The organism is Oceanicella sp. SM1341 (assembly GCF_003448965.1).
Classification (GTDB): domain Bacteria; phylum Pseudomonadota; class Alphaproteobacteria; order Rhodobacterales; family Rhodobacteraceae; genus Paroceanicella.
In genome coordinates this window covers 35754-49632 of sequence record NZ_QRGC01000001.1, presented here as the reverse complement: position 1 = coordinate 49632, position 13879 = coordinate 35754, and the positions used below count along the sequence as shown (strand labels likewise).

10 protein-coding genes are annotated in these 13879 nt (G+C 70.1%); 5 read left to right on the top strand and 5 right to left on the bottom strand.

The window, feature by feature from the left end:
- Positions 1 to 174 precede the first annotated feature (174 nt).
- From D3P35_RS00195 to D3P35_RS00185, 3 genes are all read right to left on the bottom strand, one after another.
- A complete protein-coding gene (locus D3P35_RS00195) occupies positions 175 to 1068 on the bottom strand; it encodes an ornithine cyclodeaminase family protein (RefSeq protein ID WP_232830313.1) in 894 nt (297 codons plus the stop codon).
- 45 nt (positions 1069 to 1113) lie between these two features.
- Positions 1114 to 2295, bottom strand: a complete 1182-nt coding sequence (locus D3P35_RS00190) for an amino acid aminotransferase (RefSeq protein ID WP_118132438.1) — start codon at positions 2293 to 2295, stop codon at positions 1114 to 1116.
- 120 nt (positions 2296 to 2415) lie between these two features.
- The gene (locus D3P35_RS00185) at positions 2416 to 5289 is read right to left on the bottom strand and encodes a glycosyltransferase (RefSeq protein WP_118132437.1); all 2874 of its coding nucleotides are present in this window, start codon (positions 5287 to 5289) and stop codon (positions 2416 to 2418) included.
- 389 nt (positions 5290 to 5678) lie between these two features.
- Here D3P35_RS00185 and pheT point away from each other — a divergent pair, with 389 nt between their 5' ends.
- Both pheT and D3P35_RS00175 read left to right on the top strand, forming a co-directional pair.
- Entirely contained in the window at positions 5679 to 8093 is a 2415-nt protein-coding gene (pheT, locus tag D3P35_RS00180) for a phenylalanine--tRNA ligase subunit beta (protein ID WP_118132436.1), read from the top strand.
- 62 nt (positions 8094 to 8155) lie between these two features.
- Positions 8156 to 8533, top strand: a complete 378-nt coding sequence (locus D3P35_RS00175) for a hypothetical protein (RefSeq protein ID WP_118132435.1) — start codon at positions 8156 to 8158, stop codon at positions 8531 to 8533.
- A 311-nt stretch (positions 8534 to 8844) separates the two neighbouring features.
- On the opposite strand, the gene D3P35_RS00170 is transcribed toward D3P35_RS00175, so the two are convergent.
- A complete protein-coding gene (locus tag D3P35_RS00170; RefSeq protein WP_118132434.1) occupies positions 8845 to 10059 on the bottom strand; it encodes an NADP-dependent isocitrate dehydrogenase in 1215 nt (404 codons plus the stop codon).
- Between the two features lie 187 nt (positions 10060 to 10246).
- Between D3P35_RS00170 and D3P35_RS00165 the strand changes: the two genes are divergently transcribed.
- Positions 10247 to 11023 carry an RNA methyltransferase gene (locus D3P35_RS00165; protein WP_232830312.1) on the top strand — a complete coding sequence of 259 codons (777 nt, stop codon included), beginning with the start codon at positions 10247 to 10249 and terminating at the stop codon, positions 11021 to 11023.
- An 11-nt stretch (positions 11024 to 11034) separates the two neighbouring features.
- Entirely contained in the window at positions 11035 to 12177 is a 1143-nt protein-coding gene (ctaA, locus tag D3P35_RS00160; protein WP_118132433.1) for a heme A synthase, read from the top strand.
- Between the two features lie 5 nt (positions 12178 to 12182).
- Here ctaA and D3P35_RS00155 read toward each other — a convergent pair whose 3' ends face one another.
- Positions 12183 to 12971, bottom strand: coding sequence for an enoyl-CoA hydratase (locus D3P35_RS00155; protein ID WP_118132432.1), 789 nt, complete (start codon positions 12969 to 12971; stop codon positions 12183 to 12185).
- Between the two features lie 80 nt (positions 12972 to 13051).
- Here D3P35_RS00155 and D3P35_RS00150 point away from each other — a divergent pair, with 80 nt between their 5' ends.
- A complete protein-coding gene (locus D3P35_RS00150) occupies positions 13052 to 13468 on the top strand; it encodes a PaaI family thioesterase (RefSeq protein ID WP_118132431.1) in 417 nt (138 codons plus the stop codon).
- Positions 13469 to 13879 lie beyond the last annotated feature (411 nt).

Genomic DNA, 13879 nt, shown 5'->3' with positions numbered 1-13879 from the left:
TCCGGTTTCATCCTCGGCGGGGGTGAGGGGCGGCTGCCCCAACCGGTGGACCGCGCGGGGATGTCTCCCCCGACGGCCCGAAACCCCGCCTGTGGTTTCGATGGCAGGCCTATAGGCCCTCGGCGGGGGGAATGCAAGCGCAACCGCGCCTGCCCCCCCGCCGGATGCGCCGGGTCAGGCGCCGCGCGCCGCCGCGAGGATCACCCTTGCGGTCAGCAGGTCGAGATGCGCGCCGCCGCCGTTCTTGAACACGGTGATGTCGTCGGGCGAGAGCCGTCCGCGCATGCCCTTGCACAGGTCGTTGAAATCGCCCAGCACGTCGGCCTCGGTGATGGCGCCGGCGGCGAGCGGCTTCATCAGCTCGCCGATGTGGTGGATCGTGGTCGCCCGCGAGTCGACGAAGAGCCGCCCGCGCTGCAGCGCCCGGTCGTCGGCCTCGCGCATGTCGGCGGTGAAGGCGCCGATCAGGTCGAGATGCGTGCCCCGGCTCAGCCAGTCGCCGAACACCACCGGCTCCATCGACATGGTCGCGGTGCTCACGATGTCGGCGTCATGCACTTCCGTCGCGAGGTCGGGGCCCGCCTGCACCACCGGGTAGCGGCCGGACATGGCGCGCACCAGCTCCGCCGCACGGTCCGGGTTGCGGTTCCAGATGCGCACCTGGCGCAGGCCGGGGAAGACGGCCGTGTAGGCCTCCACCAGCGAGCGGGCCACCTCGCCCGCCCCTACGATCAGCAGGCGCCGGCTGTCGGGCCGCGCGAGCAGCCGCGCGCCGAGCACGCTGTCGCCCGCGGTCTTCCAGCGGGTGACGAGGGCGCTGTCGATCACCGCCTCCACCGCGCCGGTCTCGTCGTTGAACAGCACCAGCGCGCCCTGCACGCTGGGCCGCCCCTTCGCCGCGTTGCCCGGCAGCACGGTGACCGATTTCACCGCCACGCCCTTGCCGTCGATCCAGGCCGAGCGCGAGAGCAGCACGTCCTCGCCGCGGTGCAGGAAGGTGTCGTCGATCTGCGCCTCGGCGCCCTTGTGGCCGGCGGCCAGCGCCTCGACCAGATCCACCCAGCTCATGCGGTTTCCGACACGCGCGGCGGTGATGAAGGGAACGACCATCGCTCACAGCCCCACGGAGATGAAGGCACGGGCGAGATCGCCCAGCCGGTCCTCGGGCAGGCCGGCGATATTCATCCGGCTGTCGCCGACCATGTAGATGCCGTGCTCGGCGCGCAGGCGCTCCACCTGCTCCGGGCTGGCGCCGAGGCGCGAGAACATGCCCCGGTGCCGGGCGAGGAAGTCGAACCGGTCGTCGTTGGCCTCGCGGCGCAGCGCATCGGCCAGGCCCTCGCGCAGCTTCAGCATGCGCAGGCGCATGCCCTCGAGCTCGGCCATCCAGCCGGCCCTGAGCGCGTCGTCGGTGAGCACGCCGGAGACCAGCGCCGCGCCATGGTCGGGCGGGAAGGAGAAATGCACCCGGTTCAGCGTCTCCATCGTGTCGCGCGCCATGCGGGCCGTGGCGGGCGACTGGCAGAGCACCATCGCCGCCCCCACCCGGTCGCGGTAGAGGCCGAAGTTCTTCGAGCAGGAGGCCGCGATCATCATCTGCGGCACCCTGGCGGCCATGGCGCGCACGCCGGCGGCATCCGCCTCCAGCCCGTCGCCGAAGCCCTGGTAGGCGAAGTCGACGAAGGGCAGGAAGCCCTGCGCCACCGCCATCTCGGCGATCTCCTCCCACTGCGCGAGGGTGAGGTTCGCGCCGGTGGGATTGTGGCAGCAGCCGTGCAGCAGGATGATGTCGCCCGGCCCCGCCGCGGCGAGATCGGCGCGCATCGCCTCGAAATCCACCTCGCGGGTGGCGGCGTCGAAATAGCGGTAGTTGCGCGCGGCGAGGCCGAGGTGCTTCACGATCGCGGCATGGTTCGGCCAGGTGGGGTCGGACATCCAGATGGTGACGTTCGGGTCGGCCATGCGCACCAGGTCGAGCAGCGTGTAGATGGCGCCGGTGCCGCCCACGCTCTGGGCGCCGGCCACCCGGCCGGGCTCGATCTCGCCCAGCACCAGCTCGCGCATCGCGCCGATGAACACGCCGTCACCGATCAGCGCCTTGTAGGTCTTGGTGGTCTCGGTTTCCCAGTGCCGCTGCTCGGCGGTCTTGATGGCGCGGACGATCGGGGTCTTCCCCTCCGCATCCTTGTAAACGCCCACCCCCAGGTCGACCTTGCCGCCGCGCGGGTCCGCGGCGAACTGGGCGATGAGGGCGATGATCTTGTCCGGGGCCTGCGCCGTGAGCTTCGAGAACATCGTCTATCTCCGTATCCAACGCCTAGTCGGTAGAGCACTCGCGAGTGCGGCGCAAGCCGTTCGGCGGAGACGGGGTAAAGACGCGGCACCGGGGGCGCTGCTGCCCCCGGCGCGGCAGGATCAGGCGCTCACCACGCCGTTGCGCAGCACCTGGCCGGGCCTGGCCCAGTCCGCGCGCCCGCAGAGCTGCAGCCCGATCTGGCGGATCTCCAGCGCGGCCTCGAAGTCGAAATAGAGCTGCAGGAACAGCTCCATGCGCTCGGGCACCGCCACCGCCGCCTCGTCGAAGCGCAGCAGGTCGGAGACATGCCCCCACTCCCGGCCGATGGACACCTCGGACCAGTAGTCGGTGAACTCGCCGCCCTTGTGGATGCGCAGGAAGTACTTCAGGCGGAAATAGTCGCCGTCGGCCCGGGCCAGGAGATCGAGGTTGGTGCCCTCGAGCATGTCGAAGCCGCGCACCGGCACGTCGGTGCGCAGCAGCCGGTAGCTGCCCGGCGCCCAGCTCTCCGGCATGTCGCTCACCGCGATGCGCAGCCCCCCCTCCTCGAGCGGCGAGAAGGCCTGGGTGGGCCCGGCATTGGCCTGGGGCACGTACCAGCCCTCGCAGAGCCGGCCGTAGGGCTCGATCTCGGCCGCCTCCTGCACACCCTCGAAGGTCTGGTTGGCAAGGCGGTTCTCAGAGAGGATGCTCGCGCCGGTGATGAAGCTGGTGCCGTCGACCAGCTTGCGCGAGAAGGACTCCACCAGCGTGCCGGGGATGTTGCCGCCCATGTAGCGCACGGCCTCCTTGAGCCGCCCGCAGGCGATCATCAGCCGCACCAGGTCCTCGCGGCGCTGCTCGCCCCAGGAGCCGCCGGTGCGCAGGCGCTTCATGTAGTCCGGCACCTCGGAGGAGCGCCAGATCTGCTCGCGGGCATAGGCGGTCTGCTGCGCCAGAACGGCGGCGGAGGACATCTCGACCAGGTCCTGCACGGTGGAGACCGGCAGGCGGTCGGCATGCGCGCGGATCATCCGCGCCACGCGGTTGCGGTTGAACAGCAGCAGCTCCGGCCCCTGCCCGCCCTGCAGCATCGAATCCTCGGCCAGCCGGTACCAGAACAGCGGCCGCGGCACCACCGTGGTGCGCCGCCCCATGAGCGCCGCCCGGGCGAAGAACTCGTAATCCTCGAAGCCCTGGCCGTATTCCTCGGTGAAACCGCCGATCTCCTCGAACATCGAGCGGCGCACGAGGGCGTTCGCATCGCCCATGAAATTGTCGAAGAGCTGCGCGGTCTCGCCGCCGCCCAGCGGCAGGTAGTAGCCGGTGATGTCCTCGCGCCCCTTCGGCCGCGGGTTGCGGAACCACTGCGCGAAGCAGGTGACGATGTCGGAGTCGGTGTGCAAGGCCACGCGCACCATCTGCGAGATCTCGTCGGGCAGCGAGATGTTGTCGTCGTCCATGAACTTCACGAAGGTGCCGCGGGCCTCGCGCACACCGGCGTTGCGCGCCGCGCCCAGGTAGGCGTTCTCCTGGCGCACGATGCGCACCTTCGGGTGCTTGCCCCAGGTCTTGACCAGCTCGGCCTGCACACCGGGGCGCGAACCGTCGTCGACGATGACGACCTCGATCTCGGGGTAGTCCTGCGCGAAGACCGAGTTCAGCGCCAGGCGCAGCATCTCGAGCCGGTTGTAATGGGTGATCACCACCGAGACGAGCGGAGGCTCCTGCGGGTCGGCCGCGTCCGGCGCCGCCGCGGGCGCGCCGGGCTGCGCCAGCAGGGCGTCGATGCGCTCCGACCAGGCCTCGATCGCTTCGGCATGGGTGTAGGACAGCCGGGCCGTGGGCACGCCGTCGGTGAGCGCCTCGATCAGCCGGTCCGCCATGGCGGCCCGCTGCAGCGGCAGGGCGATGGCCTCGGCATCCGCCGGCCGCAGCAGCTCCTGCGTGCCGCCCGCGGTGGAGCAGAGCATCGGCACGCCGCGGTTCACGCATTCCACCACCACGCAGGGGGCGTTCTCCTCCACCGAGGGCATCACCCCCAGCCGGCCCGGGCCGGTGAGATAGTCGAGCGCCTCCGACTGGGTGCAGGTCTCGAGAAAGGAGATCTCGAAGGGCCACTTGCGCGAGCGTTCGATCACGTAGGCGGTGCTGTCCATGCCGTTGAGCACCGAGCCGCGGCCGAGGAAGGTCACCTTGCGCGGCTGGTGGAGGCCGATCTGCACCAGCCTGTCGAGCGCGTTGCAGAACGAGACGATGCCCTTGCGCTGCTCGAGGCGGCCGAAGAACACGAACTCCTCCACGTCCGCCCAGGGGGCACCGGCCGGGCGCGGCGCCACCACGTCCTCCTCCACCGGGTGGGTGAGGTAGTGCTCGATCGGGTGCAGCGGCACGATGTTGCGTTCCACCGTGTGGCGGGCGGCGTCGAGCGCCCAGCCGTCGCGCAGGCACCAGTCGTAGATGTATTGCGAGGGCGAGGAGACATGGTCCGACAGCTCGACCGCCCGGCGCTCCATGAAGTCCTGCACGTAGGTCTGCTTGCTCGGCGTCAGGTCGCCGTTGATGGTCCGCGCCCAGCGGGCGGGCCCGTGCAGCACGGTCAGGATGCGGGTTCCCGCGAGATCACCGTTCTGCGCCTTGTCGAGGGCGGGATAATAGCCCAGTGCCCCGTATTCATGGAACACCGCCAGCTCCGGGCGCAGCTCGCGCAGCGCCTCGAGCGCCAGCCACGAGCTGGTGCGCACATCCGAAAGGTCGACCACGTCCGGATCGACGCTCGCGCGCGGATCGATGAATTCGACACCCAGGTCGGAGTAGTAGGCCCTGGCCCTCTCCACGTCCCAACCGCCGGAGTAGCTGCCCAGGTAGATGACGCAGACCCGGTACTTGCGGGCAAGCAGCGTCGTGAGCCCGAACACCGAGGTGGCAATTCCACCCCCCAGATAGGGGCCCAGTATCTCCGAACATACGAGCGCGACCACGATCTCACGGGATCGGAAACTGTGATCTTTCATGATCTGGCACTTTTCTCGCCGTGAAAGGAGGCTTGGTATCGGCAAGGATAAAAGGGTTTGTCTTCAAACACCGCACAAACGCTTGTCGTTACCCCAGACCGCACCAAGGGGCCCTCCTTCAACCTTAGGCTCCGCTCCCCGCGCGATCAAGACGGAACATCGCGTCACGCGGGTGCTGGAGCAATTCCGGGGGCCCCGCGCCGCGTTGCGGAATCCCCTCCCTGCGGCCCTTCGCCTAGCACCCTCCCGCACCTTTCGCAACGCAGCACGAACGGCTGCGGCGAAAGCCCCGCCCGCCGGTGCCGCGGGGCAGCGCAATCTTCGCTTCAATCACCCGGCTTTCGTTGCTAGACAAGCGCGCAAACCCGACAGCAGCGGAACCGATCGAGATGAAATTCACGCTTTCCTGGCTCAGGCAGCATCTGGAAACCGAGGCCAGCCTCGAAGAGATCACCTACGCGCTCACCGATCTCGGCCTCGAGGTGGAAGGCGTGGAGGACCCCGGCGCGCGTCTGGCCGCGTTCCGCATCGGCTACGTGCGCGAAGCAGAGCAGCACCCGGACGCGGACCGCCTGCGCGTGTGCAAGGTCGAGACCGCCGACGGGCTGCAGCAGATCATCTGCGGCGCGCCCAACGCGCGCGCCGGCATCCGCGTGGTCGTCGCCCGGCCGGGCGATTATATCCCCGGGCTCGACACCACCATCGCCGTGGGCAAGATCCGCGGCGTGGAGAGCTTCGGCATGATGTGCTCGGAGCGCGAGCTGGAGCTGTCGGAGGAGCATGACGGCATCATCGAGCTGCCCGAGGATGCCGAGGTGGGCCAGCGCTACGTCGACTACGCCAAGCTCGACGACCCGGTGATCGACATCGCCATCACCCCCAACCGCCCCGACGCGCTCGGCGTGGCCGGCATTGCGCGCGACCTCGCGGCCCGCGGCCTCGGCCGGCTGATCACGCCCGCGCCGGAGCCGGTGCCGGGCAGCTTCACCTCCCCCGTGGGGGTCAGCATCGACGCCTCGGCCCAGGCGCATTGCCCGCTCTTCCTCGGCCGCTATATCCGCGGCGTGAAGAACGGCCCCTCGCCGAAATGGCTGCAGGACAAGCTGCGCGCCATCGGCCTGCGCCCGATCTCGGCCCTCGTCGACATCACCAACTACATGACCATGGACCGCGCCCGGCCGCTGCACGTCTTCGACGCGAAGAACGTCGCCGGCGACATCCTGGTGCGCAAGGCCGCCCCGGGCGAGACCCTCACCGCGCTCGACGGCCGTGTCCACACGTTCGACGGTACCGAGACCCTGGTGTGCGACGCGAACGGCCCCTCCTCCGTCGGCGGGATCATGGGCGGCGAAGGCTCGGGCTGCGAGCCCGACACCACCGATGTCTTCGTGGAAGCCGCCTGGTTCGAGCCGGTCTCCACCGCTGCCACCGGCCGCCGGCTGAAGATCAACTCCGACGCCCGCTACCGCTTCGAGCGTGGGGTCGACCCCGAGTTCACCCGCCCCGGGCTGGAGATGGCCACGCGCCTCATCCTCGAGCTCTGCGGCGGCGAGGCCTCCGAGATCGTCACCGCCGGCGCGGTGCCCGAGACCGCGCGCAGCTACGGCCTCGACCCCGCCCGCGTGGTGAGCCTCGTGGGCATGGAGATCGCCGAGGAGGAGCAGGTGCGCACGCTCGAGGCGCTCGGCTTCGCCGTCACCCGCACCGGGGACAGGCTCTCGGCCGCCGTCCCCCCTTGGCGCCCGGACGTGCACGGCGAGGCGGATCTCGTGGAGGAGATCGCCCGCGTGGCCTCGCTCTCGAAGCTCGTCGGCAAGCCGATGTCCCGGGTCACCACCGGGGTCACCCGCCCCACCCTCACGCCGATGCAGATGCGCGAGCGCCGCGCCCGCCGCACCCTCGCCATGCTCGGCCTCAACGAATGCGTGACCTACACCTTCGTCTCCGACACCGAGGCGGCGCTCTTCGGCGGCGGCGAGCCGGCGCGCCGGCTGGAGAACCCGATCTCCAGCGAGATGACCAACATGCGCCCCAGCCTGCTGCCGGCGCTGCTCTCCGCCGCGGCGCGCAACCAGGCCCGCGGGCATGGCGAGATCGGGCTGTTCGAGATCGGCCCGCTCTTCGAGGGCGGCGAGCCGGGCGAGCAGAAGCTGGTCGCCGCCGCCATCCGCACCGGCCACACCGCGCCGCGCAACGCCTGGGGCAGCCGCCGCCCGGTCGACCTCTTCGACGCCAAGGCCGATGCCGAGGCCGTGCTCTCGGCCTGCGGCGCGCCGGTGGAGCGGCTGATGGTGCTGCGCGACGCCCTGCCCGACTGGTACCACCCGGGCCGCTCGGCCTGCCTGTCGCTCGGGCCGAAAACCCCGCTGGCGATGTTCGGCGAGCTGCACCCCAGGGTGCTCTCCGCGCTCGGCGTGAAGGGCCCGGCGGTGGCGCTCACCGTCTTCCTCGAGAACATCCCCTTCCCGCGCGCCAAGGGCACCACCCGCCCGGCGCTGGAAGTGTCGGACTACCAGGCCGTGGAGCGCGACTTCGCCTTCGTGCTCGACGACACGGTGGAGGCCGAGGCGGTGCTGAAAGCCGCCCGCGGCGCCGACAAGGGGCTGATCGAACGGGTCTCGGTGTTCGACATCTTCGCCGGCAAGGCCGCGTCCGAGCAGCTCGGCGAAGGCCGCAAGTCGCTCGCGATCTCGGTGCGCCTGCAGCCGAAATCGGGTACGCTCACCGACAAGGAGATCGACGCCGTGGCCGCGAAGGTGGTGGCCGCGGTCACCAGGGCCACGGGCGGCACCCTGCGCGGCTGAGCACCCCCTGCCTTCGGCCAGGGCCGCGCCCGGCGCGCGGCCCGGCCCCACGGAGGCCCGCCATGACCCGACGCATCGTGCGCGCAGACCATGTCGCGACCTACCCGGACCCGTTCCGGATCGCCCGCGGCGCGGCGCTGCGGCTCGACGGCCGCGAGGACATCTGGGACGGCCGCCGCTGGCTCTGGGCCACCGACCCCGGGGGCCGCGGCGGCTGGATCCCCGACACGCTCATCGCCCCCGAAGACGACCACCCCCGCGCCCTGCGCACCTACTCCGCCCTCGAACTGACCTGCCGCACGGGCGAGGCCCTGGAGATGCTCGAGAGCACCCATGGCTGGGGCTGGTGCCGCAGCGCCGCCGGCGCCGAGGGCTGGGTGCCCCTGCGCAACCTCGCGCCGCCAACGGCCGGAACGCCTGACGCAGGGCCTGAAGATTAACCCACAAGATATTGATATGGCGCCTGTTTCAGGCTGGCATGCACGGCGACGGCCCGTCTCAGCCTCCAACGCATCGCCGCGGCCCGCACCACACAACGCGCGTGAAGTCAGGCAGACAGCACGCTGAAAACGCGAGGTGACTCATTCTCGCATCGGCTCACATCACGGGCCGATTTCGGCTCCCGGAACGCCAGCCCCCGGATCACGGCACACAGATGCCGGCGCGCACCGCGCTCTCGCGCGATGCTCCGACCCGATGAAAAGGCCGGCGCATTGCTGCGCCGGCCCTTGTCATCCGCCGTGTCGGCCGGTCAGCCGGCCAGGGCCTTGTTGAGATACTCGTCGACCTTCTCGAGGAAGCCCATGGTGGTGAGCCACTTCTGGTCCGGGCCCACGAGCAGCGCGAGGTCCTTGGTCATGAACCCGTCCTCCACCGCCTTCACGGTCACCTTGTCGAGGGTCTCGGCGAACTCGAGGAGCTTCGCGTTGCCATCGAGCTTGGCGCGGTGCTTGAGGCCCCCGGTCCAGGCGTAGATCGAGGCGACGGAGTTGGTCGAGGTCTCCTTGCCCGCCTGGTGCTGGCGGTAGTGGCGGGTGACGGTGCCGTGCGCGGCCTCGGCCTCCACCGTCTTGCCATCGGGGGTCATCAGCACCGAGGTCATCAGCCCCAGCGAGCCGAAGCCCTGCGCCACGGTGTCGGACTGCACGTCGCCGTCGTAGTTCTTGCAGGCCCACACGTAGCCGCCGTTCCACTTCATCGCGCAGGCGACCATGTCGTCGATCAGCCGGTGCTCGTAGGTGATGCCGGCCTTCTTGAACTTGTCGGCGAACTCGGCCTCGAACACCTCCTGGAAAAGGTCCTTGAAGCGACCGTCATAGGCCTTGAGGATGGTGTTCTTGGTGGAGAGATACACCGGCCAGCCCAGCGACAGGCCGTAGTTCATCGAGGCGCGGGCGAAATCGCGGATCGAGTCGTCGAGGTTGTACATCGCCATGGTGACACCGGCGGAGGGGGCCTGGAACACCTCGCGCTCGATGGTCTCGCCATCCTCGCCCACGAACCTGATGGTGAGCTTGCCCTTGCCGGGGAAGCGGAAGTCGGTGGCGCGGTACTGGTCGCCGAAGGCGTGGCGGCCGACGACGATGGGCCGCGTCCAGCCCGGCACCAGCCGCGGCACGTTCTGGCAGATGATCGGCTGGCGGAAGATCACGCCGCCGAGGATGTTGCGGATGGTGCCGTTGGGCGAGCGCCACATCTGCTTGAGCCCGAACTCCTCCACCCGCTGCTCGTCCGGCGTGATGGTGGCGCATTTCACGCCCACGCCGTACTGCTTGATGGCGTTGGCGGCGTCGACGGTGATCTGGTCGTCGGTGCGGTCACGCTCCTCGATGCCGAGATCGTAATACTTCAGGTCGATATCGAGGTAAGGAAGGATCAGCTTCTGCTTGATGAAGTCCCAGATGATCCGGGTCATCTCGTCGCCGTCGAGCTCGACGACCGGGTTTTCAACCTTGATCTTCGTCATGTGCGGGCTCCTGTCCGTGATGGGGTCCGGGCCGTCTTAGCCCATCCCCTGCCACCGGGGAAGATGGTGCGGCGCATTTTTGTATGCAACCGTATACATTTCATGAACCCGGGCGCGGCACCTCGCCCGTTGCACTCTCCGGGGGCGCGCAGTATCACCCGTCACGCAAGGCGGCCGAGGAGTGGACATGAGCGCGACCGAGCGAAACGAGGCAGATCCCGCCGGCGGACCCGGCCCGGTGATGGTGCTCGTGAAGCCCCAGATGGGCGAGAACATCGGTGCCGCGGCGCGGGCGATGTGGAACTTCGGCCTCGACCGGATGCGCATCGTCGCCCCGCGGGACGGCTGGCCGAACTCGCGCGCCGTGGCCATGGCCTCCGGCGCCGGGCGGCTGCTCGACGAGGCGATGGTGACCGAGACCAGCGCCGAGGCCACCGCCGACCTCAACTACATCTTCGCCACCACCGCCCGGCCGCGCGACATGATCAAGCCGGTGATGACGCCCGAGCACGCCATGCGCCTCGCGGCACAGAAGATCGCGGCCGGCGAGAAGGTGGGCGTGCTCTTCGGCGCCGAGCGCGCCGGCCTCGAGAACGAGGACGTGGTGCGCGCCAACGCCATCATCACCGTGCCGGTGAACCCTGCCTTCGCCTCGCTCAACCTCGGGCAATGCGTGCTGCTCACCGCCTACGAGTGGCGCCGGCAGGTGACCGAGACCGAGGGCGAGACCCTCGAGCTGGGTCGCACCCGCATGGCCGAGACCGGCGAGGTGGAGCGTTTCGTGGACAGCCTCACCGAGCGGCTGGAGACGGCGGGCTTCTTCTGGCCCGAGCACAAGCGCCCGTCGATGGAGGCGAACCTGCGCAACATCTTCGCGCGCGCGCCCCTCACCGACACCGACCTGCGGACATTCTACGGCGTGGTGCGCGCGCTTGCCGAGCGCAGCCGCCCGCGCGAGAGCTGAGGACCGACCCCATGAGCCAGAAGCGCAGCATCTTCGTCGAGGTCTCCGACACCGGGCCCAAGCCCGCCGCGGTGCCCGGCGCCGCCCAGGCGGCGAAGCGCCGCGCGCGCCGGCAGATCTCGGTCTGGCTCATGCTCATCTTCGTGATGCTGGTGGCGATGATCGCGGTGGGCGGGCTCACCCGGCTCACCGATTCCGGCCTGTCGATCACCCAGTGGAAGCCGCTCACCGGCGCGCTGCCGCCGCTCTCGCAGGCGGACTGGGAGGCGGAATTCGCCCTCTACCAGCAGATCCCGCAGTTCGAGCTGATCAACAAGTCCATGACCGTGGACGAATTCAAGTCCATCTACTGGTGGGAGTGGAGCCATCGGCAGCTCGGCCGGGCCATCGGGCTCGTCTGGGCGCTGGGGTTCTTCTGGTTCCTGCTGCGCCGCAAGATCCCCACCGGCTGGACCCCGCGGCTGCTCGGCGTGGGGCTGCTGGGCGGGCTGCAGGGCGCCATCGGCTGGTGGATGGTCTCCTCGGGGCTCACCGGCGAGATGGTGAGCGTGGCGAGCTACCGGCTGGCGACGCATCTCGGGCTGGCCTTCCTCATCCTCGGGCTCATCGCCTGGTTCGTCTTCCAGCTCCGGCGTGACGAGGCCACGCTGCTGCAGGCCCGCCGGCAGGCGCAGGCCGGGCTGAAGGGCCTCACCGGCGTGCTGGTGGCGCTCGCCTTCGCACAGATCCTGCTCGGCGCGCTGGTGGCCGGCATCGACGCGGGCCGCGGCTACATCGACTGGCCGATGATGAACGGCGAGTTCCTGCCCTCCGAGAGCTTCGACTACCAGCCGCTCTGGACCAATTTCTTCGAGAACCCCGCGCTGGTGCAGTTCAACCACCGCATGCTGGGCTACGTGGTGTTCGTGTTCGGGCTGTTCCTCTGGGCCCGGGCGCGGCGCGCGGCGCTCTCGGGCGTGCGGCGGGCCTATTCGGCGATGGCGGCCATGCTGGTGCTGCAGGTGGTGATCGGCATCGCCACGGTGATGCACGCGGCGCCGGTGGGCCTCGCGCTTCTCCACCAGGTGGGCGCCGTGGTGCTGTTCTGCCTCATCCTGCGCGCGCGCTTCGAGGCCGCCTACCCGGCCGAGGAGCGCATCCGCGGCCGGGCCTGACGCGCTCAGCCCTGCCAGCGGGGGGCGCGTTTCTCAAGGAAGGCGGTGATGCCCTCGGCGGTGTCATCGTCCATCATGTTGAGCGCCATCACCTCGCCGGTGTGGGCATAGGCCTGCTGCAGGCCCATCTCCGCCTGCTCGTAGAAGGCGCGTTTGCCGATGCGCACCGCGGTGGCGAGCTTGGCGGCCACGGTGGCGGCCAGCTCCTGCGCCGCCGCGTCGAGCCCGGCCTCCGGCACCACGCGGTTCACCAGCCCCAGCTCGCGCGCCCGCGCAGCGTCGATGAACGCGCCGGTGGTGAGCATCTCGAAAGCGTGTTTCGCCGGGATGTTGCGGGTGAGCGCCACCATGGGCGTGGAGCAGAACAGGCCGATGTTCACCCCGTTCACCCCGAAACGCGCCCCCTCTCCGGCCACCGCCATGTCGCAGGTGGCGACGAGCTGGCAGCCCGCCGCCGCCGCCAGCCCCTGCACCTGCGCGATCACCGGCTGCGGCAGAAGGGTGATCGAGGTCATCACCTTCGAGCACTTGGCGAAGAGCGCGCGGAAGGCCTCGGCGCCGCCGTCCGGCGCCTGGCGGGCGGCGCTCATCTCGCGCAGGTCGTGCCCGGCGCAGAAGGCCCGGCCGGCGCCGCGCAGCACCACGGCGCGGATGTCGCGGTCCTGCTCCAGCGCATCGAGTGCGGCCTGCAGCGCGTCGAGCATCGCGTCGGAGAGCGGGTTCAGCCGCTCGGGCCGGTTGAGGGTGAGCGTGGCGACCCCGGCCGCATCCTCGCGCGTGAGCAGATCTTCCATCCCCGGTGTTCCTTTTCTTGCCTCGGCATCGCCGCCAGCTTAGGCAATGGGAAACGAATGACAACGGGGAGGAACGGCGGATGCAGCCGGTGATGGATGCCGCGGCGCTGGAGCGGTTCATGGCAGAGGAGTTTCCGCAGATGGCCCCGCGCTTCCGGGTGACTGCGGTCGCGCCGATGCGGGTGGACGTGGCGATGGCCGTCACCGGGGCCGACCTGCGGCCGGGCGGCACGGTCTCCGGCCCCACGATGTTCGCCCTCGCCGACTGCGCCTACTACCTCGCCACCCTGTCGATGATCGGGCCGAAGGCGCTGGCGGTCACCACGAGCTGCTCCATCGACTTCATGCGCAAGCCGGGCACGGCCGGGCTCACGGCGGAGGCGCGCATCCTCAAGCTCGGCCGGGTGCTGAGCGTGGGCGACGTGCTGATCCGCTCCGAGGGCATCGAGGCCCCGGTCGCGCGCGCCAGCCTCACCTATTCCATCCCGCCGCGCTGAGGGGGGCGGGCCGCACGCGCAGGAAATCATCCGGACGAGCCGCCATCACCCACCGGATGGCCCGGGCGGGCGCGTCCGGAGGGCTCATGCGGACCAGCGGTTTCCCGGCCATTCTACCCGCCGCACCCCGCTCACCACCAGGCACGGAGGGTCGCGCCCGACCCTGGGTGGGCGCAGATACGCCTGTGGTCAGCGGTTTATCGTGAAAGCCCCGGACGACGGCTGAACGGCAAGCGACATCGCCATCGCGCCCTCCCGGGGGAGGGTCGGGCGCGGCCCGGGCTGGTCGCCCGGGCGACAGGATGACGTGGAGACCGGGGCCGCCGGGCCGCAAAGCGAGACCAACCGCTCGGGGGCAAGACCACCCCTGGCCCCGACACCGGAGTGCAACGCCGAACCCTGCGGAACACC

Excerpts from the sequence above, each read along its gene's own strand:
- D3P35_RS00195 (WP_232830313.1), bottom strand. The coding sequence starts at position 1,068 with ATGAGCTGGGTGGATCTGGTCGAGGCGCTGGCCGCCGGCCACAAGGGC.
- D3P35_RS00190 (WP_118132438.1), bottom strand. The coding sequence starts at position 2,295 with ATGTTCTCGAAGCTCACGGCGCAGGCCCCGGACAAGATCATCGCCCTC.
- D3P35_RS00185 (WP_118132437.1), bottom strand. The coding sequence starts at position 5,289 with ATGAAAGATCACAGTTTCCGATCCCGTGAGATCGTGGTCGCGCTCGTA.
- pheT (WP_118132436.1), top strand. The coding sequence starts at position 5,679 with ATGAAATTCACGCTTTCCTGGCTCAGGCAGCATCTGGAAACCGAGGCC.
- D3P35_RS00175 (WP_118132435.1), top strand. The coding sequence starts at position 8,156 with ATGACCCGACGCATCGTGCGCGCAGACCATGTCGCGACCTACCCGGAC.
- D3P35_RS00170 (WP_118132434.1), bottom strand. The coding sequence starts at position 10,059 with ATGACGAAGATCAAGGTTGAAAACCCGGTCGTCGAGCTCGACGGCGAC.
- D3P35_RS00165 (WP_232830312.1), top strand. The coding sequence starts at position 10,247 with ATGAGCGCGACCGAGCGAAACGAGGCAGATCCCGCCGGCGGACCCGGC.
- ctaA (WP_118132433.1), top strand. The coding sequence starts at position 11,035 with ATGAGCCAGAAGCGCAGCATCTTCGTCGAGGTCTCCGACACCGGGCCC.
- D3P35_RS00155 (WP_118132432.1), bottom strand. The coding sequence starts at position 12,971 with ATGGAAGATCTGCTCACGCGCGAGGATGCGGCCGGGGTCGCCACGCTC.
- D3P35_RS00150 (WP_118132431.1), top strand. The coding sequence starts at position 13,052 with ATGCAGCCGGTGATGGATGCCGCGGCGCTGGAGCGGTTCATGGCAGAG.